Consider the following 23,800-nt stretch of genomic DNA (forward strand, 5'->3'; position numbering starts at 1 on the left):
TGGGTTCAGCGGGCCAGCACGAGGCGGCCCTGCACCTTGCCGGCGCGCAGGCGCGCGAGCGCGTCGTTGACGGCGGCGAATTCGAGGGTCTCCACCGGCAGCGGCTGGATCTTTCCGGCCTTCACCAGCGCGATCAGTTCCTTGAGCTCCTTGAGGTTGCCGACATAGGAGCCGCGAATCGTGATGGCGCGCTGCACCAACGGCGGAAGCGATATCGTCAGGTCGCCGCCAAACAGCCCCACCGCGACGTAGGCGCCACCCTTCTTCAGCGCGGCGATGGCGAATTCGGCCGTTGCCTTCGCGCCCACGAAGTCCACGGCTGCGGCTACACCGCCAGCCTGAGCCAGCAGGCCGGCAGCCCCCTCGTCGCGCGGGTCAATCGCCAGCGTCGCTCCGCTGCGCAGCGCCAGTTCACGCTTGGCGGGATCGATTTCGGCCACGGCGATCTTGCAGAAGCCCAGCCCCTGAGCGACCTGCAAGCCGCTCATGCCCACGCCGCCGAAACCCATCAGCAGCAACAGGTCTTTTTCCCCATCAATGTGGAGCTTTCGCAGCGCGCTGTAAGCCGTGATGCCGGAACATGCGTACGTGGCGGCGATGGTCGGGTCAATCCCCGTGACGTCAACCAGGTACTTCGGATGCGGCACGAGGCACTTGTCGGCATAGCCGCCCGGGCGGAACACGCCGATGGAAGCAGGTTTGGCGCAGAGGTTTTCCTCGTCGCGCCGGCACGCTTCGCACTGGCCGCATCCGAGCCAGGGATAGACAAGATACGTCTTGCCAATGTCCGCGTCGGCGATGGGCGCGTCCGGGCCCTTCGCCGCTAGGCGGCCGAGCACCTCGTGACCCATCACGACGGGCGGCTTGATCCCCCTGTCCTCCAGATTGAACCGCTTGCCGCCGCCAAGGTCGTAGTAGCCATCCTGGATGTGCAGGTCAGTGTGGCAGACGCCGCAACGCGTAACCTCGACCACCACTTCGGTACCCCTGGGCTGAGGATCGGTACTCTCCACTGCCACGAGAGGCTCGCAAAAACAATTCACCGCATAAGCGCGCATTTTTCCTCTTTCAATAAAATCAGTCGGCGTAGTTGAGCCGGTAGCCGTCGCCCCAGCGGCTGATGCGGCCGACGGACGGTGACGGGAAATGAGCCGTGCAACACAGCGTGGCTGTATCGCAGTAGCGCTCCAGGAAGCCGCGACGCGTCAAGGCCGCCAGCTGGGGGTCCTTGTCTCGCGCAAAATTCAGTTCCGGGTAGCGCATCTGCAGTGGCACGTGGATCAGGTCACCCGTCATGACGAGTTCGTCCTGCTTCTTGCCGAAGCAGAAGGACACATGGCCGACGGTGTGGCCGGGCGTTGGCAGCAGCCGCACGTGATCGCCCAACGCGTAGTCGTCCCCGACCAGCTCCGCACGGCCCTTGCGGATCACGGGCAGCACGCTGTCCTGGTACGCCGCGTTGGGTGACGTCGCGTCCAGTGCCTGCGTGGACGCGATCTCCCGCTGGCTGAAGACATAGCGCGCCTTCGGAAACGTGGGCACCCATTCGCCGTTGACGTTCTGTGTATTCCAGCCGACGTGGTCACCGTGCAAGTGCGTGCACATCACGTAGTCGATGTCCTCCAGGCGCAACCCGGCCGCTGCCAGCGCACGCATGTACGTGTCGTCGGTCTTCATGTGCCATTCGGGCCGGGAGCGCGATTTGTGGTTTCCCAGGCAGGTATCGACCAGGATGTTGTGATGAGGTGTTCGCACGACGTAGGCCTGGTAGCACAGCTTGAACACATCGTTCTCGTCCAGCGAGTGCGGCTGCAGCCAGTGCCGGTTCTCGTCCAGCAGCTCAGGGGTGAGCGCAGACAGCATCTCGCGGGCGGGCAGGAAAGGCGCATCAAGCTCAACGATACGGTGAACCGTCATGTCGCCTACGGAGAAGTTCAGGGGCATGGTGAGCTCCAATGTTCAGAATTCGACAAGCTGCTTGCCGAGGTTCTCGCCGCGCATCATCCGCACGTAAGCATGCGGAACGTTCTCGAAGCCCTTCGCGACGTCCTCGCGGAACTTCAGCGAGCCGGCCTTGTGCCAGACGGCCAGGCGGCGCAGTGCCTCGTCGCGCCGGTGCCACCAGTCGTAGACCACGAAGCCTTGCAAGGTCGCGCGAGTGGCGATGAGTTTGGAGCTGGCGCGCAGGCCGACGTCTTCGCCGGCAAGCTTGTTGGCCACGGCTATCTTGCCAACGACGGCCACCCTGGCGTGCAGTCCGAGATTCGCCAGCACGGCGTCGTGCACCGCGCCGCCTGTGCCGTCGAAGAAGACATTGACACCTTGCGGGCAGCTTCGTGCCACGGCTGCGGCCAGGTCGGTTTCAGCGCGGTAGTTGATCACCTCGTCAAAGCCGATCGCCCGGCACCAGTCGAGCTTGGCGTCCGAGCCCGCGATGCCGACTACGCGCGCGCCGGCCAGCTTTGCAATCTGTCCGGCGATCTGGCCCACTGCACCCGCGGCGGCCGAAACCACCACGGCATCGCCTGGCTGAGGCCGTGCCAGTTCAAGCATGGCGAAGTACGCGGTCAGGCCAGGCATGCCGAGCCACGACAATCCCGATTGCATGGGCGCGATGGCGGTATCGACCTTATTCAACCTGGCAGGCCCGGGAAGATCCGGCGTCAGCACGGCATATTCCTGCCAGCCCACTTCAAGCCCTTCGGCGACGTCGCCGGCACGCCAGCCGGCGTGATTGGACTCAAGTACCTCGCCGACGCCCCCGCCCTGCATGAGGTCGCCTACTTTCATGGCACCCGCGTTCAGGCGGCCACGCATGTAAGGATCGACCGACAGCCAGCGCGTGCGCACCAGGATCTGCCCGGGGCCTGGCTTTGGAACGTCGCACTCCCCGATCACCCAGGTGTTTGCGTCGGCTTCGTGCTTCGGGTACGTGGCTAGAAGCCAACGGCGGTTCTTCATTTCGCGAGGTCCTTTATGTTGATGAGAGGGAGGTTAGACGCCCGCAGTTCAAACGTCAACCATTTGGCGCCTCGATCTTCAACTGCCCGTCATCAGCAATCCCGCACACGAGCTTTCATTAGGAAACGTGCACACCGGCATCGCAAAATCGCGTTGGCTAACGATTGACACATGGCATACATTCCTTCGAAACCATCGAGGAAATCAACTATGTTCAATCTCACCGGAGAGCAGCGCGCCATCGTCGACGGCGTCGCCGCGGTCTGCCGCCGTTTTGACGACGAGTACTGGGCGCAATGCGAAGAGCATGAGCGCTTCCCGACAGAATTCCATCGCGCCATGGCTGACGACGGCTGGCTCGGCGTGACAATACCAGAGGAATATGGCGGCGCCGGTCTCGCCATCAAGGAAGCTGCGCTTGTTATGCACACTGTTGCCGCCAACGGCGGCGGCATGGCCGCCTGTTCCTCAGTTCACCTGAACATGTTCGGCCCGCACCCGGTGCTGGTCCACGGCACCAAGGCGCAGAAGGACGAGTGGATTCCGCGCCTGCTGGCCGGCAAGGACCAGGTCTGCTTCGGCGTGACGGAGCCCGACGCAGGCCTGGACACGACCAGCATCAAGACCTTCGCGAAGAAGGTGGAAGGCGGCTACAGCGTCACCGGCCGCAAGATGTGGATCTCCACGGCCCAGGTCGCCCACAAGATTCTCCTGCTCGCGCGCACGTCACCCAAGCCCGAAAAAGGCAAGGGCAAGTCCACGGAGGGCATGACCCTCTTCTACACGGACCTTGACCGCACGAAGATCGAAGTGCGGCGCATCCCCAAGCACGGCCGGGCAGCGGTCGACTCCAACGCGCTCTTCATCGACGACTACTTCATTCCCGAAGCGCACCGCATCGGCGAAGAAGGCAAGGGCTTCCACTACCTGCTCGACGGCCTCAATCCCGAACGCGTGCTGGTCGCTGCGGAGGCCATCGGCATTGGGCAGGACGCGCTCAAACGCGCTGCCCGCTACGCCCGCGAGCGTGTCGTATTCGGCCGCCCCATTGGCAAGAACCAGGGCATCCAGCACCCCCTGGCGGAAAGCTGGATCGAACTCGAGGCCGCGCTTCTGATGGTGGAGCGCGCCGCCGACCTGTACGACGCCGGCCTGCCCTGCGGAGCCGAAGCAAACAGCGCCAAGCTGCTCGGCTCCCGCGCCGGCTACCAGGCGTGCCAGCGAGCTGTCCTGACGATGGGCGGCATGGGGTATGCAAAGGAGTTTGTCGTCGAGCGCCTGCTGCGCGAGGTGTTGGTCTGCCGCATCGGCCCCATCACCGACCAGATGATCCTCAACTTCATCGGCGAGAAGGTCCTGGACCTGCCGAAATCATATTAAGAGAAATCCATATGTACATCCGTTCCATGCTCTACGTCCCCGGGGACAACGACAAGAAGCTCGGCAAGGTCGATGCCTGCGGCGCTGATGCCGTAGTGCTCGATCTGGAGGACTCCGTCGCTCCCAACAACCGGCCCGCGGCCCGCAGGAGCGTGCGGGAGTTCCTGGATCAAAGGCCGATTGGCGAGCGCAGCGTGCAGCTGTGGGTGCGCATCAACGCGTTCGACGACTCGGCGCTGGTGGATCTCGCCGCCGTGATGGGCGGCGGCCCGGATGGCATCGTTTTGCCCAAGATCGACGGGCCCGAGGACGTGGAGCGCCTCAGCCACATCCTGGACGCTCTGGAAGTGCGCGACTGCGTTACGTCCGGGCAGACAAAGATTTGCGCGGTGGCGACTGAGACCCCTGCCGCCGTGTTGCGCCTCGCTGAATTCGCCAAGGCAAAGTTGCCGCGCCTTGTCGCGCTGAACTGGGGAGCTGAAGACCTGAGCGCCGTCATTGGGGCATCCACCAACGTGGACAGCACCGGCCAATGGGCACTCACCTACCGCTGGACCCGTTCGGCGGTATTGCTGGCGGCGAAGGCCGCGGGCGTGCAGGCTATTGAGACCGTTCACATCGACTACCGCGACACGGAAGGTCTTCGTGCCACTTCCCGCGCGGCAGCGCAGGAAGGCTTTACCGGGCGCGCCGCCATCCATCCTGACCAGGTCGCGCCCATCAATGAATCGTTCGCGCCTTCTGCTGAAGAAGTTGAAATGGCGCGCCAGATCGTCGCGGCTTTCAACAAGGCCGAGGGCGTTGGCACCGTGGGCATCGACGGCAAGATGTTCGACATCCCGCACCTCAAGCGCGCACGTCGCACGCTCCACCTGCATGGCCTCTACGCGCGATGATTTGACAGGATTGCACGGATCCCTGCCGCCAAAAGCAGCCAAAGCCGCGCACAGCGGTAACATGGAGCATTCCGACACCAAGGCGCGGAACAAGGAGACAAGGCATGCTAATCGATCTCGTGCAATTGCGGACATTCGTGGCGGTGGCGGAAGAGCAGCACCTGACCCGCGCGGCAGAAAGGCTCCACATCAGCCAGTCAGCGGCGAGCGCACATGTGCGCGCCGTCGAATCAAGCCTGGACACCCAGCTCTTCATTCGCACCAATCGCAGCCTGGAACTGACCAAACCGGGCCAGATCCTTCTGTCCCAGGCCAAGCGGCTGTTGAGCGAGGCAGCTCAGTTCAGCTCTTCCGCGCGGGAAATGCGCGGGAAGATAGAAGGTTCGCTCATCGTGGGCACCAGCCCAGAGCCGGACAGCCGGATAGGCGAGATCATCGCGCAGTTGCGTACGGCGCACCCTCTCGTCACGATTGACCTTCGCGCCCGGCCATCCGAGGGCGCGTGGCAAGGCCTTCGCAGTGGCGAACTCGATATCTGTGTGATGCTGGGCGGCCCGGTGGACGCCAGCTACACTTTTTATGAGCTGACCAAGGTGTATTTCCACGTGGCGGGGCCTGCGGCCTGGCGCGAGCGTCTGGAGAAAGCCGACTGGGCCGATCTGGCGCAAATGCCCTGGATTGCGGCGAAAAGCATCAGTTCCGCCTATTCCAGCATGCTCGCGAACCTGTTTGAGCGGCGAGGGCTGACACTCAATGCTGCGGTTTACTTCGACAATGCGGCCATGGGGCGTGCGATGCTTCAGGCAGGCGTGGGGCTGATGTTGCTCCGTGAGGAGCACCTGGAGCGGGGCCTGCGCGATGGCACGCTGGCCGCCTCTCCTCTCGCAAGAGTCGAATATGCGCTGTCGATCGCACACCAGACGAGTCGCAAGGAAGATCCGCTCATCAAGGCATTTGTTGATGCGGCCAGCATGGTCTGGCCGGACATGAGGATGACCAAACCGTCCGGCGCAAGGCCCATCCGCTGAGCGCGATGGCGGCGCCTCAATTGGACCCTTCGGGTAGACGCACCTATCACATGAGCGAATGAAAGGCGGCGTTCAGCGCCGCTTGAGCGCCTTACGCCCCTTGGCCTCCGCCGCCGCTAGTTCCTTCGCCGTCAGGAAGTACGCCGGATTGCAGGCAAGCCGTTCGATGGCCAGGTCGATGAAGGTGCCTGCACGCACGGGCTGCGAGGTCCGGCGCCGTAATACACATACACCCCCAGGTGGTCGTGTCACATGCGCCGTGGCGGTGACGTCGGTCAACAGGCCGATCACGTGGCCAGCGAACACGGCTTCTATCTCCAGCTGCTCGTCGTTGGTGCAACACGCACCCGGCATCTCGCGCAGCACCAAGTCGTCGCCTACCTTAAGGTACCAGGTCAGCACCTTGCCGTTGGCCGGGTGGCGAAAGACGCTCCAGCGATGTGCTCCCAATGCGTCCAGGCTGTCCGGCGCGCCATGCTTTGCGATGTACTCCGGCGAGGCGCAGATGATGAGTTGCAGCGTGAACGGTCGACGCGCGATGACGCCCTCCTTCACCGAGCGGCCGATGCGAAAACCCACGTCCACGCGGTCCTCCACCCAGTTGCCGATGCGGTCGTCGAGCTGCACTCGTCCAGCACCGGCCACAGCACGGGGATGAAGGTGGAGCACGGTCCGACGACACGCAGCGGCCCGACGATCACATCCTTGGCTCTGCGGGCTGTCTGCAGGGCCCGCAGCAGGCCGGCCAGCGGGGCGGGGCTGGGCTGCTCTTACGCGGTAGCGATTGGCGAATTCTGTGGCCCAGCGTCGGACCGCTGGTCTGAAGGAAGCCTAATGGGCCATCAAGTTGCTGCCCGGCGTCAACCCAAGGCAGCTGTCTACAAAAAAACTTCCGGCGTACCGTCGCAGATCGAGGCATTTCAGGCTCTGCGTAAATTTTTTAAGATCTCGCGCGGCACATCAGGGAAAAAGGCGAACAACGACGCAGGGCTCAACAAGCGGCACTGGACGAGGCACTCAATTCGGACATGGCCCTGAGTCTTTCCACCTGGCGATCTGAAACGCAAGTTGTTGATCTTTTGCTCTCATTCATCAGTCGCTTGCTGGAAAATGCTGTGTGGCGGACTGGATTAACTGATGACTTCATAGGGTCGGATCAATAGTTGAAAAAAGGACGTAGTGTTGACTCGCAAACTGGGTGCAATTGGCTTAGAGGCCTCTGGAATCGGACTCGGCTGCATGGGTCTGAGCTATGCGTACGGGCCTCTACCAAAAAAGGGCAGCGATAAACCCGAAACGGTCAGCAGTCGAGCTTGGAATAGTCAAGGCAGCCGGAGTGAAGCCCGAATAGCGCCGGTCCCGTCCCGCGCTGAACACATCACGAAATTCACCAAGACCGCCGTCAGGCGCAAGGCATTCCCATGGAGCAATACATTCCAGTAGTTTCCCTCAGGAACATCCTTTTCTCAGCGTTCGCCTTTGCGGCGATCGTCACCTCGGCACGGGCGCAGAAATATCCGACCAGGCCCGTGCGCATCATCACCGCCTCGGCACCGGGGGGTAACGCGGACATACTGACGCGCATCGTCGCGGAAGGCCTGGCCAGGAACTTGGGCCAACCTTTCATTATCGACAACCGCCCTGGCGGCGGCAGCATCATCGGAACGCTGGCCGCAGCCAAGGCGGCGCCGGACGGCTACACCCTGCTTATGGTCTCCTCTACCCATTCAGTGAACCCCAGTCTGTTCGGCAAGGACCTGCCCTACAACACACTGAAGGACTTAACCGGCGTGACCCAGGTGGGCTCCACGCCCATCATCCTGGTTGCCTATCCAGGCATGGGCGTGAGCACGGTCAAGAGCGTAGCATTGCGCTTGCGGTAGCCGGTGTCCCACTCCAGCGCGGCTGAGTCCGGATGGCGTTCGCAGGTGATCTTGAGCACGTCTGCCCCGCTCTCGGCGAGCAGGCGCGCGCACGTGGGTCCGGCCAGCACGCGCGTGAGGTCGAGCACCTTCAAGCCGGACAGCGGACGCTCTCCGCCCTTGGGCAGCGGCACAGGCGCGCTGTCACCTATCTTCTTGATGTCCACCAGCGGCTCGGCCGCCAGCGCGGGTGTGTTCGCCAGTGCACGCCACTCTTCTATTTCTACATCCGAAGGCAAGGCGCAATTCAACGAGTTGATGAAGGGCTGCGACGTGCTCAGCCAGGCGTATCGCCCTGGCGCGCTGGCCAAGCTGGGCTTCGGCCATCCATCCGGGCATCGTCTACGCCAGCCTGAATGCCTTCGGCCACACCGGCGCCTGGAAAATTCGCCGCGGCTTCAACACCGTGGTGCAGTCGGCCTCGGGCATGGCTTACACCTCCGGCCGCGGCAAGGAACCACAGTTCACGCCGGTGTCCGCGCTGGATTACATCGGCGGTTACCTCATGACCTTCGGCGTCTTGGTGGCACTGAAGCGCCGTCACGAGGAGGGCGGCAGCTATGCGGTCAACGTATCGCTGGGGCGCTGCGAGGAATGGCTGGTCTCCATGGGCATGCACGACATCGCCACCGCCGACGCCGACGCCGGCGCCGAAGAGCTGGCGGAGATCGCGCAGTGGATCATCGAGGTCCAGACCCCGCTGGGCAAGCTGAAGCGGCTGCGTCCCATCATCCGCTATTCGGAGGAGATGATGAACGAGCTCATCGCCTAGCGCGACGCCGGCCAACCCGGGGCTGCCTGGTCATCCTGACAATATGGCTATCGTATATCAGAGAGGCCATTGATCTGGCCACATCAGATTTCCGGCGATAAACAATGGGCGCGGACCGTCTCCTGGACTGTTTGCGCTTACGCGCGAAGGCTGCGGGCCGACCGCACCTTCCCAGCGCGCAGCTCGGCGTTGGGATTCGGAGCCATCGCCACCAACGCATCAGAGTCACTCAGTGCGCGAACGCTGATTTGGCTTTAAAACGTCACGAAGAAAATCGACGAAAGCCTTAATTTTGAGCGAGGAGCGCTGGGCTACGGAATAAATTGCACTCACTTCTTGCTCCGCAACCGTGAAGGGCTCAAGAATGCTAATGAGCTTGCCATTGCGCAGCGCCGATTCTGCAGCATAGTAAGGCACCTGCACAATACCGATACCGCCAATCGCGGCCTCGATCAACGCATCTGTATTATTGAGAGTCAAGTTTCCTGTCACCGCCAATTCGAGCGGGCCTCCGTCCTGCGTAAATACCCATTTGCGAGTCCGACCTGTCTGGCGCGAAAAGAAGCACAGACAATTATGCTGCAGTAATTCCTCAGGCTGCATAGGAGTACCCGAGGAATGTGCATAATCGGGTGAGCAGCCCGTAATGAAACGCGTGACACCTACGTGACGCGAGATGATGTTGGCACCGTTGACACTTCCAACCCGCACCGTGAGGTCTACGCCTTCTTCCATCAGATCAATTAAGTCGTTTCGCAAGGTGATGTGTAAAGTCATGCCGGGATGACTTTTATAGAAGGATGGCAGAGCAGGCATGATGAGCACGCGCGCGAGCGCCGGAGGCAGATGTAGCCGTAATCTGCCCTGCAAGGGTTTGTTCGGCTCACCTATCGTCTCCATCTCCTCCAGGTCGAACAGGAACTGCCGAAACTTCTCGTAGCACTCTGCCCCCCTCTTCGGCAACTATCAGGCGGCGCGTGCTGCGTCTCAGCAGGCGTAGCCCTAATCGACTTTCCAGACGGCTGACGGCCTTGCCGACCCCGGATGGCGTCATGCCAAGCCGTTGTGCTGCCTGCGCAAAACTTGCCGCTTCAACAGTCGCGACCAACCCAGCGACACCCGTTCCGGCCAGTCCAACTAACGGACAAGACTATCGCGACCGCTACGAGCAACTCACCGGCAAATCGTTGCGTAGTTGCCCGCACTGCGGCCGTGGCCACATGGTGTGCATTGAAACTTTTTTGCCTGGAGCGCTGCCACGTGCCCCGCCGAAACTGGAGCATGCATGATGGCGGGATGCGCTGTTCACTTTGCTGCCTGTTTAACCCGAACCCGCTTGGCCAGACGAAGGCCTGAGCCAAGTCACCTCGCACCCATTGCATTGCCAACCCCTGGATGCACAGCCGAACAGCTTGCTGAGCCGGATACTGTAGGCTGCTTCCTGGCAAAACTACTCACCGAGCATCGATCGAATACGCTTTTAGCGCCGCATCCGCCGTGTCATGCCGCTACCACCTTGATTCAATCCCCATAGCAACGGCCGGAGAAGCGGCTCAGTCCAACAGGTCTTTAGCCTACCGGCCGCGGAAACAGCTTTCCAGCCACTTGCCAACCTCGGTGCGCCGCGTCCGCCAGCCTAAAAACCCTCTGCGATCTGCCGTGCCTCTTATGATTGCCGAGTCGGCATAATCCGTATGATTTCCTCAGGCTGGTAATCACGCCGGCCAAGGAGAAATCACATGAAGGCGACAAATTCAATCGAAGCCGGCATTTCCGAGGGCCTGCCGGTCCGTCACATTGAAGCATTCCTCGAACATCTGCGGACTGCGCGCTACGCCGAACGGACACTGGCCAAGAAGCGATGGATCTTGACCGCCTTCGCGCGGTGGATGAAGAACCAGAACATCGCCGTGACCCACCTTGATGAATCCGTTATTGCCGACTTCGTGAAGCGCTTAACTGACGTACCAGCGGACCGTGTTCAGTTCGAGCTTGCAGTGCTGCGGCTGCTACTTGTCTATCTACGGGGCGAAGCCATAGTGCGTTTGCCGGCACTGGACAACGAATCAGCTATTGACCACATCAACCGCTGTTACGTGGACTACCTGCGGCAGGATCGTGGCCTTGCGGAGAAATCGGTGCTCGTCTACGCACCGTTCGTTCGTGCTTTCCTCGACAGCCAGAATGGCGGTGACGGCTGTGTATTGTCTGACGCGTTCGACGCCATGACGATCCGAAACCATCTTCTTGCCCGCAGCAATGGCCGGTCGGGCGAGTACACGCGGCTCATGGCGGTGGCGCTCCGCTCGTTTTTCCACTTCCTCTTTCTGCGTGGATATACGTCGCGCGACTTGTCTGACTCGGTGCCCACGGTCAGAACGTGGCGGCAGTCATCCTTGCCAGCGTTCCTTACGCCAGAACAGGAAGAAACCATCCTCGCATCTACGGACCGGTCGACGCCGTGCGGGCGCCGTGACTATGCAATCTTGATGCTGTTGGCGCGACTCGGCTTGCGTGCGAACGAAATCTCGTCACTCGAACTTGGTGACATCCGCTGGCGTTCGGGGGAACTCGTTGTCCATGGCAAGGGCCGAGTGGTCGAGCATCTACCGCTGCCATCCGACGTTGGCGAGGCGCTGGAGACCTACCTTCACGAGGATCGTGGCGCAAGCGCATCCCGTCGCGTTTTTTTGCGAATGTGGGCGCCGCGCATTGGCTTTACGGGGCCGTCGGCGATTACTTGTATAGTCCGCTTGGCCTTCGCCCGTGCGGGGTTCCGTCCCGCATGCCGGGGTGCCGCACATCTGTTCCGTCACGGTTTGGCGACGACGATGATTCGTCACGGCGCATCCATGGCGGAGATCGCTGAAGTCTTGCGCCATCGCTCACAAGACAGCACTGCGGTTTACGCGAAGGTCGCTTTCGAGGACCTGCGTGGCGTGGCAAGGGCCTGGCCAACGACGGGAGGTGTGTGATGGGCGCGATTCGCGACTCTCTGGTTCAGTACGTGGCAGTTCGTCGTGCCCTTGGCGCGAAGTTCCATGAACATGCGTCGGCACTTCATCACTTTGTTGATCTTCTCGAACGCGAGGGAGCCGAGTTCATCACCACTGGTCTGGCCCTGCGCTGGGCGATGGAACCCAGACTTGTTCAACGTGCTACATGGGGACGGCGCCTCTCACAAGTGAGAGGATTCGCCAGATGGCTCAACGCCGCCGATATCCGGAATGAGATTCCGCCCAAGCTGCTCCTAGATGCCCGTCGGCGACGCAATTCTCCGCACATCTATACCGAGCAGGAAATTGACCTTCTCATGGCCCAAGCCGCCCGGTTGCGTTCGCGTACAGGAATGCGGGCGTTGACGTATTCGACGCTGATCGGGCTGCTGGTGGCGACTGGCCTCAGGCCAGGCGAAGCCATTGGTCTTGACCGGTCTGACGTCGATCTCGTGAACGGGATACTATCGATCCGGGAATCGAAGTTCGGCAAATCGCGCTTTATTCCGATTGAAGAATCGACCCGCGCGGCGCTTGAGCGTTATGCACAAGACCGCGACCGGCTCTGTTCACAAAGATTGAGTGAGGCATTCCTCATCAGCGAACGCGGCATGAGGTTGATTGCTTGCTCCGCCCGTCGCATGTTTGCAAGAATGTCCCGCGCCACCGGCCTGCGGGCAGCGACGGAGCACGGGCGCGATGGTCGCGGACCGCGCCTTCAGGACTTCAGGCATAGCTTTGCGACGGGGAGGCTTGTCGAATGGTATCGAGCCGGGCTGGACGTGACGCGGGAATTGCCGAAGCTTTCCACCTACCTCGGGCACGCCGATGTCGGCCTCACCTATTGATACATCGAAGCTGTCCCCGAGCTTCTCCAGCATGCGGCCAAATACCTTGGCAAGGATCGGCGCGGAGAACTGCCATGAACGCCGCCGGATTTCCATCACTCGTCCAGCACTTCTTTACGCAGCGCTTGCTCGAGCAGCAAGGTCTCAGTGCGCACACGGTGGCGAGCTACCGCGACACGTTCCGGTTGCTGCTGGGTTTCGCCACCCAGCAATTTGGGCGCGCGCCCTCAACATTGCGGATCGAAGAGCTCGACGCGTCCTTCATGGAGAAATTCCTTCGACACCTTGAACAGAGCAGAGGCAACTCCGTGCGGACAAGAAACACCCGCCTGGCCGCAGTGCACGCCTTCTTTCGGTTCGTCGCGCTCAGCGAGCCGGCGCTGGGTCTTCAGTGTCAGCGCATTCTCGCCATTCCAGCGAAACGCTGTGAGCATGGTCCGGTCGAGTTTCTCACCGAGGAAGAGGCCGCAGCCCTCGTGGCGGCCCCTGATGCACAAACATGGATCGGCAACCGGGATCGAACACTGCTTCTTGTCGCGGTTCAAACAGGGCTGCGCAACAGCGAACTGACTTCACTCAGGCGCCAGGACGTTGCGCTCGGCACCGGCGCTCACGTCCGTTGTCTCGGCAAAGGCAGGAAAATGCGATGTACGCCACTGCGGCCGGACGTCATCGCGATCCTGAAGGAATGGCTACTGCGCCACCCCGGTGAACCTGACGATCCCGTCTTCCCCAGTTCGCGCGGCGGTCGTCTCAGTGCTGATGCACTTCAGCGGCTCGTTTCGCATCATGTCGCGACTGCATGTCAGACCTGCCCATCGATCAAGGAAAAATCCGTGACGCCCCACACGCTGAGGCACGCGGCAGCCATGAGTCTGTTGCAGCGCGGAGTTGACCTGAGCGTGATCGCACTTTGGCCCGGTCACGAATCGTCGGAGACGACCCAAATATACTTGCATGCCGACATGCAGCTCAAGGAACGCGCACTGGCGCACGCCAATGCGAGCGGCCTCGCACCATCGCGATATAAGCCCCCCGACCCTTTGCTCGCCTTCCTCGATGGCCTATGATAATGCCGCCAAATCGGAAGACCAGAAACAGGGATCCTCCCGACAGTAGTGTCCGCATCCCTTGGGACGCGGCATTATCCGGGAGTCGGCATTACGGCAGCGAAGGCGATATCCGCGGCCACGTCCTCAAACAAAAGATCAGCGGTGGAACGCGCAGCGACCTCGGCCGCAAATGCCGCGACACCTTCTCCAGCTTGAAGAAAACCTGCCGAAAGTTGGGCATTTCGTTCTGGAGTTATTTGATCGACCGGATCTCATGCAGCGACCAGATTCCGGCCCTGCATCACATTATCGAACAGCGCATCGCCGCAGCATAACCGCCGGGCGGACGGTGCTCGCCACCGATTATTGAGGTGTTACCGATCCCCATCCCAACTCGCGCCGGATCTGTTCAATGCCGGGCGGTGGCTCAGTTTTGAATCGACGATGCTTTAGCCAATCTCTGACTTGCTCTTTACTTGGTTGATTGATCGCTTCCATCACACCATCCATGTTTTGCGGAAAAACTCCCTGGCCATCGTTCTTTTGATTCAAAGACAGCTGGGTAGTCCTACTTCGTTAAAAAAATCAGAGCTTCTTCCTGCCAGGAAGTTGTTCGGGGGACGTTGCTCGCGCGGAGACGGACGGGGTACATGAGTGCGTGCCTTTGAGGCTTTCCTGCGCCGCCCACAGAAGAAAAATTCCGTCTGAAGGCGGCTGCCCAAGGTTTCGTGCTTCCTGGCGAACCCCTCGACTCAGGTCAGATATCAGAAGTTGTAGCGGATGCCAAGGTCGAAGCCGTTCGAAGACTGGTTGGCTCCGGTAGTCGCGCCGCCGAGCGCCTGCCTGGAACCGCCGCTGTTATTCACGCGAGCAAACGTCGTGTACACCGCGGTGCTCTTCGACAGATTGTGGACATAACCGACAGCGAGCTTTTTCGCCTCCGGATCGCCGGTAGCGTTGCTGCGGGTCATGGAATAGGAAGCCTTGATTTCGCCGGCACCGACCGGCACCCGCGCGCCTACGAGCAAGCCTTTCTGTGCAAGAGTTCCTTCGGAATCGTTGTTGTAGACGACGGAGGCCTTGACCGGCCCGAAGTCGTAGACAACAGCTGCGGCCCGGTACACCGCGTCTCCCGCGGCGAAGTGCGTACGTCCCCAGTGAACAATGGCGCCGACCGGTCCGCTATCGTAGTTCAAGCGGATGCCATTGCCCGTGCCGTCGCGAGAGGTAGCCTTTCCACTCGGGTTTTCGCCGAGCCATTGCTGGATGTTCGCGGAGAGACCGCCGAAAAACTTGGGTGTGATGTAGGCGACGTCGTTGGACAGGCGGACCGCGCCGTCTTTGGAAGTGATGCCGGCTGAGTAGTTGATGCCGATACCCACGCCGACTGCGAAGGGGTCGAACTTCGCAGTGTAGGCATCGTACATAGGTGACCACTCGCGGCCCATATGGACCTCGCCCCATGCACCCGCAAGCCCCACTATCGAACGTCGGTTGAACGTCAAGCCCCCAGCAGGAGTGAGGCCAGTAGGCTGGTTGTTCGTGTTTGTGGCCTGACCGCTGCCGGTGTCGGCCAAGAAACCGGACTCGAGCCAAAACATCGCGGACATGCCGCCACCCAGATCCTCGGTCCCTCGAAAGATGAGCTTGCTGGTGCTGTTGCCGCCGCTCCCCAACTGCGAGAGGCTGGTCAAGGAGCCTGTTCCGCGGGTCAGCGTGGAATCAACGGTGCCGGCCAGCGTCACCGATGACTGTGCGTGGGCGGCTGTGGACAAGGCGAGAACCGAAAGGCAAATTAGTAATTTTTTCATAGGAATAGACCTAGTCTCCGTAAATTTTATGATTGGGCTGAAAGGTCAGCTTTTCGGGTTGCATGTCTGCTGCGCATGCACCCGTCGAAAAATGCCAGCGTCCGTGATCGCGTTCGCCTTCTGTACAAAGAGCTCGCCTACTTTGTGAATGAGTGAACTCCTGAATCAGCATGAAGGTAGTGTCCTCATACTGCGGTGTAATTTAGGTATCAACTCTCAGGCGGTGTACCCGCCTAGGGCCGAACCAGGGATGATTAGTCGGCAGTGTTTTGTCTCGCTCATGGTTTTGTTCCTATATACGAACTACTGTTCGCTTATAGGATTATATTAGGTTGGTCAAAGGCGACTGTCAAGCGGGATTTTGCGCACCTCTCTTTCGCGCCTCGCGACCACCGCGCGCGTTTCGCGCGGTCAGTTCGAGGTGCTGTCGATCGCGCGCTGCGCCATCCTTCGCCGAAGCTCGGGATGACTATCGACCATGGCGTCGCGGCGCACGCGCAGACGCCAAGCAGCGCCTTGGTCACCGCGCATCTCGTGAATTGAATCATTCGTCGCTTCCTTGTCTGTGCTCTCCTGACGCGCGATCGCAGGCCTTTTCGATCTATGGCCATCGGTACGTACGACATGCAGTCCGATAGACCACTCTCATCCGAATCATGGCCAGAACATGGCCGGGAAAGTCCTGGTCATGCAACGCGGGCGAGGCTCAAGCTCCAGCAGCAGCGTGCTGGCGGAGGCCATCCGTGCCGGGACGGGGCCGATCGCCATCGTGCTCTGCGAGACAGACGCGATCATTGTTCTTGGCGCATTGGTGGCGGCGGATCTGTATGGAAAACGATGCCCGATCGTTGTGGTTTCGCAGACACTGTTCGACGGCATACAGAGCGGAGACCGTCTGCACATCGACTCCGATCGGCATTGATGATGTCGAACGACTAACACTGAAATAGCTTTATATAAAAGTCCGCACCATGCTGAGTTTCATTCGCACGATTCAAACGATTGACGCCCATACCGGCGGCGAGCCCTTGCGCATCCTGGTTTCTGGAATACCGCCAGTTCCCGGAAACACGATTCTTGAGAAGCGAGCCTGGCTCAAGCGCAATCGCGACGATTTGCGCCAGTTCCTGATGAACGAACCGCGCGGCCATGCCGATATGTATGGTGCCTATCTGCTACCACCGACGACCCCCAATGCTGACTTCGGCGTCATTTTCATTCACAACGAAGGTTATAGCGACATGTGCGGCTACGGCATTATCGCGTTGGGTAAAGTGCTGGTGGAAATGGGCTATGTCGAACGCACAGCGCCGACGACGCGGATCGGCTTCGACTCGCCTGTGGGCTTCATTGAGGCGCAGGTGGAATGGGACGGCACGCGCGCCGGGAAGGTAAGCTTCAAAAACGTGCCTTCGTTTATCTATATGCGCGACGTCGAGGTCGAAACGCCTTCGTTCGGCAAGATCACTGGCGATATCGTGTTCGGTGGCGCGTTCTACTACTACATCAATGCCGACCAGGCCAAGTTGACGATCAAGCCGGAATTGGTTCGCTCGCTGATCCAGTTGGGCGCGGAAACCAAGGCAGCGGTCAAAGCCAAGGTGCGCATCCAGCATCCACTGGAGCCGGGTCTTGACGAGCTGTACGGCACGATCATTGACGGCGCTCCCAACCGCGAGGGGGTGGAGCAATCCAACGTATGTATCTTTGCCGACCGTGAAGTGGACCGCTCACCGACCGGCACCGGCACGTCCGGCCGTGCGGCTCAGTTGTTCTTGAGAGGCAGGCTCGGCCTGAATCAGCCATTCATTAACGGCAGCATCGTGGGCAGCAGCTTCGAGGTTCGGGTCACGAATACCCTGAAGGTCAGTTCGCTGGATGCGGCCCTTACCGAAGTGACCGGCACCGCCCATATCATGGGCAATAACCAGTGGGTATTGGAAGATTCCGATCCTTTCCCTACCGGCTTCTTTTTACGTTAAAGGCGTCGTATGCACATTTTCAACCCGATTCAAACGGCGGCGACCCTGCCCTACTCCAAGCTTGTGCCGGCGGTCGCCCAAGCGGCGCGCGAGCTGGCGGGCAAGCAAATCAAGGCTCCCGAGCGGCAGGTGGTCACCATCGACAGCACCAGCGTGTTACTCAGCATGCCGGCGATTGCCAACGACATCAGCGTCACCAAACTGATTACCGTGCATGCCAACAATGCACAGCATCGCCTGCCTGCGATTCAAGGCGAGGTCATCGTCTTTGACACGTCAACGGGCCGGAGACTGGCAATGCTGGACGGTCCGACGGTGACAGCGCGCCGCACCGCGGCGATGACCTTGCTCGGCATCGAGACCTTGGTGCCGAAAAAGCCGTTGTCGGTCTTGATTATTGGCACAGGCGCGCAAGCGGCCGCGCATGCCGACGCGCTGGTCGAGTATTTTGGCGTATCGGAATTCTGGATCGCCGGGCTCGACATGGCTCCCACGCAGACGTTCTGCGATGCGCTGCGGGCGCGCCACGCCCACGTCGTGGCCAAGCCGGTTGACGCAGGCTCGCTTCAGACGGCGCATCCCGTAACGGACGTGGTAATTGCATTGACCACGTCGACCACCCCTGTCATCCGCGTCTCGCTCGCGCCGCACACCTTAGCGATCGGCATCGGTGCATTCAAGCCCGACATGGCCGAATTCCCAGCCGAACTCCTGCACAGCCGCCGGATCGTCGTCGACGACCTGGAAGGCGCACAACACGAGGTGGGCGACTTGATCCAGGCCAACATCGATTGGACGCGCGTGGCCGAATTATCCGAAGTCCTTTCCGGTAGCGTTGCTCGATCGGGGGCGGCCCCCGTTTTCAAGACGGTAGGACAAGCCGCGTGGGATCTGGCCGCGGCACGTGTGGCGATTGCATCACAAGCGTAACGTCACTGTACTAAAAATATCATCCGGCGAAAATTGAAGTCACTCCCGCGATTCTGTGCACGTTGTAATTATGGCTATCAGGTAAGAGAAATGTAGGAGTTATGGTCACTAATGCAACGTGATTCAATTGTAAGAGCCAAGCGATCCGCCTGAGGAAGGTCTGACCGCGGGATGACGTGGTTAAGCAGGCGCAGTGCCGTAGCTGATCGTCATCGGTTCTGGAGGGAATTATCGATCAACAAGCATCTTTGTCTTCAGCACAATTCTACGATTTCAACATGGGGCGACTCATGTGCTCTTCCGCCATAGCCCCCTGCCCTAAGATTGCTGCAAATCTTTGTCCTGATCTATTATCCGCAGATTTCCAGAGGAATAGGGACATGGACCAACAATCCGAAGATTTGCTTGATCAACTTCAAACAATGCAACGGGGTGGAACCAACAGGGCGGGTCTTCATTTGAAGCTAAGATTTTAAAGATTACTTGGTGGTTCCGGGGTATTCCCCTTGCTATATTTTTAGCCTTGGCCGTGTTCGCTTTTTCGCTTCGTTATTTGGGACCGCTAAAACCGATCTGGTCGGACTACCGCCGCTGGCCCCGGCCTTCGCCAATGCCATTACGCGGCTGACCGGCAAGCCGTTGCGCCAGCTGCCGTTCAACCTGACGTAAACCGGCACCATGGAGGATCTCGATACCCTGGTCTTGCGCACAGCGCTGAGTTGGCAAACGGCGGGTCTGCCCGTAGTGCTCGTCATCGTTGCTCGAACCGGGGGCTCCTCACCGCGACCACCCGGCTCGCTCATGGCCATCAACGGCCGTGGCGAGGCCGTTGGCTCGGTATCAGGTGGTTGCATTGAAGACGACCTCATCCACAGTATCCGGAAACGCGGGGCAGAGGCAGTCTGCTCAAGCGATCTGCCCACCGTGCTGCGCTACGGCATCTCAGCCGATGAGACGCACCGCTTCGGTCTGCCTTGCGGGGGCACAGTAGAACTGGTGCTAGAGCGAGAGTGCGTGAAACCTACGCGACGCGAAATGATGTTGGCACCGTCAACTCTGCCAATCCGCACCGTGAGGTCTACGCCTTCTTCCATTAGATCAATTAGGTCGTTTCGCAAAGTGATGCGTAGAGTCATGCCGGGATGCTTTCGATAGAAGATTGGCAGAGCAGGCATGATCAGCGCGCGCGAGCGCCGGATGCAGATGTAGCCGTAACGTGCCCTGTAAGGGCTTGTTCGGCTCCCCTATCGTCTCCATCTCCTCCAGCTCGATCCTGAACTGCCGAAACTTCTGATAGCACTCTGCCCCCTCCTCAGTAACTATCAGGCGGCGGGTGCTGCGCCTTAGTAGACGTAGCCCTAATCGACTTTCCAAACGGCTAACGGCCTTGCCGACCCCGGATGGCGTCATGCCAAGCCGTAGCGCTGCCTGCGAACGCTTCCGGCTTCAACAGTCGCGACGAACTCGGCAATCCCTCCAAACTTATCCATCTCACGCTCCTTCTATTCGAGACATTCTATCTCCATTGACTGTCCTGACGGGGCATTTTTGTCAGCCGCTGATCTACCTATAATCAACTACATGATGCGTGCATGGAACGCACCGAGAGACGCATCAATACCTCGAACACCAAAGTCTACCAAGACTATGGTTCATTTCAACGCAAATTGCTTCGCTGATCGCTTAGAACTTCTATGGCCTTATTGTTAGACAAAGTACGCGTGCTTGATCTCACGAACGTCATGGCGGAGCCGCTTGCCAATCAAGACATCGACCACGCGCGGCAACACGAGTTACCTCCTGGTGCCCGGGTATGAGATCGCAGGGTTCGTCTCGGCCGTCGGAGCGGAGGTCACCAGGTTCACTGTCGGCGAACACGCAGGAGTCGGGAACATGGTCGACTCCTGCCGGGAGTGCGCCCGTTGCCGCGCCGGGCTTGAGCAGTACTGTATCGGCGGACGCGTGCTGGCCGACAACTCCATCAGCCGCGATGGGCAGCCGACGTACGGCGGCTGCAGCCAGAAGGCCTGAGGGAGAGGCGTAGGAGATGCGCGATTTCTGCGCCGCGCACGGCATCGGCGCGGAGGTCGAGGTGATTGACGCGGACCGCATCGACGAGGCTTATCGTCGTCTGCTCGCAGGCAAGGTCCGACTCCGGTTCGTGATCGACAACAACACACTAACGAAAGTCAAACATGTCCAACTTTCTGAGCTACGAACAAGACGGCCCTGTCGTCACGCTGACGATGTACCAACCGGAACAGCGCAACCCGCTGGCCGGCAACACCGCGGTGCTGGCGTTTCTAGCCGCGCAGGGGAAATAGACCACTATGCTCCATCGCGAGAAGCTTGTCCCGATAGTGGTGGCGCTGCCGATGTTCCTGCAGAACGTCTACACCCCAATCATGGGGTTATCGTGCTTTTGGTGCAAATTGACACGCAGCGCGACAAAAAACTGCTGTGCGACAAGGAGTTACAGATCACCGCAACCTGAAATTCTGTGCAAGCCGTAAGTTGTTGAATCGTCGATTAATTTCTCGGTTAGCCGCACCAATTTGCAACAAAAGTACGATAACCCCGTCCAGGCAGGTACATCGCCTGCGAGGCGATTCCTAAACTGGGGGGTTGCAAGCCCAAACTACATCGCAGTATGAGGACACTACCTTCATGCTGGTTCAAGAGCTCACCAATTCACAAAGTAGGCGAGCTCCTCGTACAGAAAGCGAACGCGATCACGGACGCTGGCATTTTTCGACGGGTGCATGCGCAGCAGACATGCGACCCAAAAAGCTGACCTTTCAGCCCGATCATAAAATTCTCGGAGACTAGGTTTATTCCTATGAAAAAATCACTAATTTGCCTTTCGGTACTCGGCTTTTCCGCGGCCGCGCACGCACAGTCATCAGTGTCGGTGTCTGGCACCGCCGATGCCACGCTATCCCGAGGAACAGGTTCGCTGGCCAGCCTCTCGCAGTTGGGTAGCGGCGGCGACAGCACCAGTAAGCTCGCTTTTCGGGGAACCGAGGATCTGGGCGGCGGCATGTCCGCACTGTTCTGGCTCGAGGCCGGCTTTTCGATCGACAGCGGCATCGGTCAGGCCACAACCACGAATAACCAGACCAGCGGCAACACTACCCCTGGGGGCCTGACTTTCAACCGACGTTCGATCGTGGGGCTTAAGGGAGCGTGGGGCGAGGCCCATATGGGACGCGATTGGTCGCCAATGTACGATGTCTTCACTTCAAGATATGATCCTTTCGTGGTCGGCGTGGGTATCGCCCTCAGCTATTCAGGCGGCATTACCCAAAAAAACGGCGCGGTGCGTGTGTCCAACGACATCACCTACATCACACCCCAGGTTTTGGGCGGTTTAAGCGCGAACATCCAGCACTGGCTGGGCGAAAACACGGGTGGAACGGCGACCTCTCGCGACGGCACGGGCGATGGCATCCGCTTCGACTACGATCAAGGACCGATCAGCGCCCGTGCTCACTGGGGACGTACGCACTACAACGCTGCGGGGAACGCAGAGTACCGGGGCGTGGCTGCTTCTTACGATTTCGGGCCGGCCAAGCTCTCTGCCAACTACATCAACGACGGCCAGGGACCTCTTACAATCAAAGGCGGGCTTGTGGGCGTGCGGGTGCCGGTCGCTAGCGTCGATGAAGTCAGGGCTTCGTATTCCTACAACCGAAGCAACGCCACTGGCACTCCGGAAGCGAAGAAGCTCGCTATCGGTTATGTTCACAATTTGTCGAAGCGCACCGCGCTGTACACGACCCTTGCGCACCAAACCAACAGCGGCGGTTCCAACCAGGCGCTCAACGGTGCAACGACGGCAGCCAATCATTCATCGAGTGGCATCGATATCGGCATCCGCCACAACTTCTGATATCTGCCTGAGTCGAGGCCAGGAAGCACGATCTGCTGCTGCGCGAGGCGGGGTACTCGATTGACGAGATTTCCGACTTCAGGCGCAGCGGCGTCATTTGAGAGAAACGAAAGGAACAACCATGTATTTCGGCCCTCCACCCAAAGTCATCGAAACAGAGATCTTCGCGGCAATCCCCGCGAAATTCCGCCCTGGCGCCTCGGAACCCAAGACGCGTCGCAACTTCCTGGAAGGTCCGTCCTTCGACCGCGACGGCAATCTCTATTGCGTCGACATGCGCATGGGCCGCATCTACCGCATCTCGCCTCGCGCCGAATGGGAAATTGCAGTCGAGTACGACGGCGAGCCCAATGGGCTCAAGATCCACCGCGACGGTCGCATCTTCATCGCGGATCGTCGCCACGGCATCCTTTTGCTCGACACCAAGGCCGGCAAAGTGGAGCCGATTCTGGAAGGCCCCTCCAGGCAGCGCTTCAAGGGGGTGAACGACCTCATCTTCGCGAACAACGGCGACCTCTATTTCACCGATCAGGGCGCGACGGGCCTGAGCGACCCGACCGGCTGCGTCTATCGCTACACGACCGCCGGAAAGCTCGATTGCCTGGTCAACAACATACCGAGCCCGAACGGGCTGGTCTTCAACCGGCGAGAAAACGAGCTCTTCGTCGCCGTCACGCGCGCGAGCTCGGTTTGGCGAATCCCGCTGGACGAGTCCGGCATCGTCTCAAAAGTCGGGCTGTTCGTGCAGCTCTTCAGCCCGGGTCCCGACGGGCTCGCGCTCGACGAAGAGGGTAACGTGGTCGTGACCCATCCCGGCCTGGGCTTGGTATGGGTTTTCAGCAAGCGCGGCGAGCCCCTCTACCAAGTGAAGTCGTGCGCGGGCGAAATGACGACCAACATCGCGTATGGCGGCGAGGACCGCAAGACGCTTTACATCGTCGACTCAGCGAAAGCCAACATCCTGGCCGCGCGCATGCCGGTTGCCGGCAAGCAGATGTACTCCCATACATGAAGTCGACAGTCTTGGCAGGCCGTGATGGCGGCCCGCATCAACCGCTCACGGAGAATCCATGAATAGAATGATAGAGAAACCCACCGTCAACGCAGCGCGTGCCTTGGTGGACGCATTGCTGAGGGAGGGCATCGAGCATGTCTTCGGTATCCCCGGAACGCAGAACTTGGCGATCCTTGACGAGTTGCGTCAGATCCCGGAGGTTCGACGATGAGCTTCGTGAAGGGCCTCACCGAGCGTGCCGCCGCAAGCGGCGTGCGCAAGTCGTGGGTCGACGTCCCGAAGTCGCGCGCGCAGTGAGAGGCCGAACTCTATGCA

At 60.2% G+C, this 23,800-nt stretch carries 25 protein-coding genes and 5 pseudogenes; 20 read left to right on the forward strand and 10 right to left on the reverse strand.

Annotated elements, in window-relative coordinates; translation table 11 throughout:
- Positions 1-5: 5 nt before the first annotated feature.
- From AC3CHX_RS14865 to AC3CHX_RS14875, 3 genes are read right to left on the reverse strand one after another with little or no spacing between them, the layout of a single operon-like run.
- Positions 6-1,058 (reverse strand): alcohol dehydrogenase, encoded by a 1,053-nt coding sequence (locus AC3CHX_RS14865; protein ID WP_488628831.1) that lies wholly within the window; start codon positions 1,056-1,058, stop codon positions 6-8.
- Positions 1,059-1,077: 19 nt separating this feature from the next.
- The gene (locus tag AC3CHX_RS14870) at positions 1,078-1,944 is read right to left on the reverse strand and encodes an MBL fold metallo-hydrolase (RefSeq protein ID WP_488628832.1); all 867 of its coding nucleotides are present in this window, start codon (positions 1,942-1,944) and stop codon (positions 1,078-1,080) included.
- 15 nt (positions 1,945-1,959) lie between these two features.
- Complete coding sequence (locus AC3CHX_RS14875) at positions 1,960-2,961, reverse strand: NADP-dependent oxidoreductase (RefSeq protein WP_488628833.1); 1,002 nt, start codon at positions 2,959-2,961, stop codon at positions 1,960-1,962.
- A gap of 210 nt (positions 2,962-3,171) precedes the next feature.
- On the opposite strand from AC3CHX_RS14875, the gene AC3CHX_RS14880 reads away from it, so the two are divergent.
- The 3 genes from AC3CHX_RS14880 (at position 3,172) to AC3CHX_RS14890 (ending at position 6,265) form a co-directional block, all read left to right on the forward strand.
- Entirely contained in the window at positions 3,172-4,341 is a 1,170-nt protein-coding gene (locus AC3CHX_RS14880; protein ID WP_488628834.1) for an acyl-CoA dehydrogenase family protein, read from the forward strand.
- An 11-nt stretch (positions 4,342-4,352) separates the two neighbouring features.
- Entirely contained in the window at positions 4,353-5,237 is an 885-nt protein-coding gene (locus tag AC3CHX_RS14885) for an HpcH/HpaI aldolase/citrate lyase family protein (protein ID WP_488628835.1), read from the forward strand.
- 104 nt (positions 5,238-5,341) lie between these two features.
- The gene (locus AC3CHX_RS14890) at positions 5,342-6,265 is read left to right on the forward strand and encodes a LysR family transcriptional regulator (RefSeq protein WP_488628836.1); all 924 of its coding nucleotides are present in this window, start codon (positions 5,342-5,344) and stop codon (positions 6,263-6,265) included.
- A gap of 72 nt (positions 6,266-6,337) precedes the next feature.
- Here the strand turns inward: AC3CHX_RS14890 and AC3CHX_RS14895 are convergent, their stop codons facing one another.
- The gene (locus AC3CHX_RS14895) at positions 6,338-6,892 is read right to left on the reverse strand and encodes a LysR substrate-binding domain-containing protein (protein ID WP_488628837.1); all 555 of its coding nucleotides are present in this window, start codon (positions 6,890-6,892) and stop codon (positions 6,338-6,340) included.
- Positions 6,893-7,444: 552 nt separating this feature from the next.
- Here AC3CHX_RS14895 and AC3CHX_RS14900 point away from each other — a divergent pair.
- Both AC3CHX_RS14900 and AC3CHX_RS14905 read left to right on the forward strand, forming a co-directional pair.
- Positions 7,445-7,549: pseudogene (locus tag AC3CHX_RS14900) on the forward strand (aldo/keto reductase); the annotation flags it as partial.
- 137 nt (positions 7,550-7,686) lie between these two features.
- The gene (locus AC3CHX_RS14905) at positions 7,687-8,148 is read left to right on the forward strand and encodes a tripartite tricarboxylate transporter substrate-binding protein (protein WP_488628838.1); all 462 of its coding nucleotides are present in this window, start codon (positions 7,687-7,689) and stop codon (positions 8,146-8,148) included.
- Here AC3CHX_RS14905 and AC3CHX_RS14910 read toward each other — a convergent pair.
- Complete coding sequence (locus tag AC3CHX_RS14910; RefSeq protein WP_488628839.1) at positions 8,094-8,498, reverse strand: CoA transferase; 405 nt, start codon at positions 8,496-8,498, stop codon at positions 8,094-8,096. The genes AC3CHX_RS14905 and AC3CHX_RS14910 overlap by 55 nt on opposite strands.
- Positions 8,499-8,512: 14 nt before the next feature.
- On the opposite strand from AC3CHX_RS14910, the gene AC3CHX_RS14915 reads away from it, so the two are divergent.
- Entirely contained in the window at positions 8,513-8,959 is a 447-nt protein-coding gene (locus AC3CHX_RS14915; RefSeq protein ID WP_488644830.1) for a CoA transferase, read from the forward strand.
- 225 nt (positions 8,960-9,184) lie between these two features.
- Here the strand turns inward: AC3CHX_RS14915 and AC3CHX_RS14920 are convergent, their stop codons facing one another.
- Positions 9,185-9,859 carry a substrate binding domain-containing protein gene (locus tag AC3CHX_RS14920; protein WP_488628819.1) on the reverse strand — a complete coding sequence of 225 codons (675 nt, stop codon included), beginning with the start codon at positions 9,857-9,859 and terminating at the stop codon, positions 9,185-9,187.
- Positions 9,843-10,013: a LysR family transcriptional regulator gene (locus tag AC3CHX_RS14925; protein ID WP_488628840.1), complete on the reverse strand. Its 171-nt coding sequence runs from the start codon at positions 10,011-10,013 to the stop codon at positions 9,843-9,845. The genes AC3CHX_RS14920 and AC3CHX_RS14925 overlap by 17 nt, the downstream gene beginning before the upstream one ends.
- A gap of 4 nt (positions 10,014-10,017) precedes the next feature.
- Here AC3CHX_RS14925 and AC3CHX_RS14930 point away from each other — a divergent pair.
- The 5 genes and pseudogenes from AC3CHX_RS14930 to AC3CHX_RS14950 all read left to right on the forward strand — a co-directional run.
- Positions 10,018-10,248, forward strand: a pseudogene (locus AC3CHX_RS14930) (IS91 family transposase); the annotation flags it as partial.
- Between the two features lie 450 nt (positions 10,249-10,698).
- A complete protein-coding gene (locus AC3CHX_RS14935; RefSeq protein WP_488628841.1) occupies positions 10,699-11,934 on the forward strand; it encodes a tyrosine-type recombinase/integrase in 1,236 nt (411 codons plus the stop codon).
- Complete coding sequence (locus AC3CHX_RS14940) at positions 11,934-12,803, forward strand: tyrosine-type recombinase/integrase (protein WP_488628842.1); 870 nt, start codon at positions 11,934-11,936, stop codon at positions 12,801-12,803. Before AC3CHX_RS14935 ends, AC3CHX_RS14940 begins: the two co-directional genes overlap by 1 nt.
- A gap of 74 nt (positions 12,804-12,877) precedes the next feature.
- Positions 12,878-13,873: a tyrosine-type recombinase/integrase gene (locus AC3CHX_RS14945; RefSeq protein WP_488628843.1), complete on the forward strand. Its 996-nt coding sequence runs from the start codon at positions 12,878-12,880 to the stop codon at positions 13,871-13,873.
- Positions 13,870-14,190, forward strand: coding sequence for a hypothetical protein (locus tag AC3CHX_RS14950; RefSeq protein WP_488628844.1), 321 nt, complete (start codon positions 13,870-13,872; stop codon positions 14,188-14,190). Before AC3CHX_RS14945 ends, AC3CHX_RS14950 begins: the two co-directional genes overlap by 4 nt.
- Positions 14,191-14,619: 429 nt before the next feature.
- On the opposite strand, the gene AC3CHX_RS14955 is transcribed toward AC3CHX_RS14950, so the two are convergent.
- Positions 14,620-15,666 (reverse strand): porin, encoded by a 1,047-nt coding sequence (locus AC3CHX_RS14955; protein ID WP_488628817.1) that lies wholly within the window; start codon positions 15,664-15,666, stop codon positions 14,620-14,622.
- A gap of 634 nt (positions 15,667-16,300) precedes the next feature.
- On the opposite strand from AC3CHX_RS14955, the gene AC3CHX_RS14960 reads away from it, so the two are divergent.
- From AC3CHX_RS14960 to AC3CHX_RS14975, 4 genes and pseudogenes are all read left to right on the forward strand, one after another.
- Positions 16,301-16,588 carry an aconitase X swivel domain-containing protein gene (locus AC3CHX_RS14960; RefSeq protein ID WP_488644831.1) on the forward strand — a complete coding sequence of 96 codons (288 nt, stop codon included), beginning with the start codon at positions 16,301-16,303 and terminating at the stop codon, positions 16,586-16,588.
- A 49-nt stretch (positions 16,589-16,637) separates the two neighbouring features.
- The gene (lhpH, locus tag AC3CHX_RS14965) at positions 16,638-17,648 is read left to right on the forward strand and encodes a trans-3-hydroxy-L-proline dehydratase (RefSeq protein WP_488628845.1); all 1,011 of its coding nucleotides are present in this window, start codon (positions 16,638-16,640) and stop codon (positions 17,646-17,648) included.
- Between the two features lie 9 nt (positions 17,649-17,657).
- Positions 17,658-18,578 carry a delta(1)-pyrroline-2-carboxylate reductase family protein gene (locus tag AC3CHX_RS14970; RefSeq protein WP_488628846.1) on the forward strand — a complete coding sequence of 307 codons (921 nt, stop codon included), beginning with the start codon at positions 17,658-17,660 and terminating at the stop codon, positions 18,576-18,578.
- Between the two features lie 678 nt (positions 18,579-19,256).
- Positions 19,257-19,454, forward strand: a pseudogene (locus AC3CHX_RS14975) (XdhC family protein); the annotation flags it as partial.
- Between the two features lie 56 nt (positions 19,455-19,510).
- Here the strand turns inward: AC3CHX_RS14975 and AC3CHX_RS14980 are convergent.
- Complete coding sequence (locus AC3CHX_RS14980) at positions 19,511-19,753, reverse strand: hypothetical protein (RefSeq protein ID WP_488644832.1); 243 nt, start codon at positions 19,751-19,753, stop codon at positions 19,511-19,513.
- Positions 19,677-20,000 (reverse strand): annotated as a pseudogene (locus AC3CHX_RS14985) (LysR family transcriptional regulator); the annotation flags it as partial. The pseudogene AC3CHX_RS14985 and the gene AC3CHX_RS14980, both read right to left, overlap by 77 nt.
- A 303-nt stretch (positions 20,001-20,303) precedes the next feature.
- Here AC3CHX_RS14985 and AC3CHX_RS14990 point away from each other — a divergent pair.
- From AC3CHX_RS14990 to AC3CHX_RS15010, 5 genes and pseudogenes are all read left to right on the forward strand, one after another.
- The gene (locus tag AC3CHX_RS14990; protein WP_488628847.1) at positions 20,304-20,609 is read left to right on the forward strand and encodes an alcohol dehydrogenase catalytic domain-containing protein; all 306 of its coding nucleotides are present in this window, start codon (positions 20,304-20,306) and stop codon (positions 20,607-20,609) included.
- Positions 20,610-20,773: 164 nt separating this feature from the next.
- Positions 20,774-20,890, forward strand: a pseudogene (locus AC3CHX_RS14995) (enoyl-CoA hydratase); the annotation flags it as partial.
- A 527-nt stretch (positions 20,891-21,417) separates the two neighbouring features.
- Positions 21,418-22,470 (forward strand): porin, encoded by a 1,053-nt coding sequence (locus tag AC3CHX_RS15000; protein ID WP_488628848.1) that lies wholly within the window; start codon positions 21,418-21,420, stop codon positions 22,468-22,470.
- Between the two features lie 121 nt (positions 22,471-22,591).
- Positions 22,592-23,482 (forward strand): SMP-30/gluconolactonase/LRE family protein, encoded by an 891-nt coding sequence (locus tag AC3CHX_RS15005; protein ID WP_488628849.1) that lies wholly within the window; start codon positions 22,592-22,594, stop codon positions 23,480-23,482.
- Between the two features lie 58 nt (positions 23,483-23,540).
- Positions 23,541-23,696: a thiamine pyrophosphate-binding protein gene (locus tag AC3CHX_RS15010; RefSeq protein WP_488628850.1), complete on the forward strand. Its 156-nt coding sequence runs from the start codon at positions 23,541-23,543 to the stop codon at positions 23,694-23,696.
- The last annotated feature ends 104 nt before the right edge of the window (positions 23,697-23,800 follow it).

It is taken from the genome of Glaciimonas sp. OK215, from assembly GCF_057787885.1.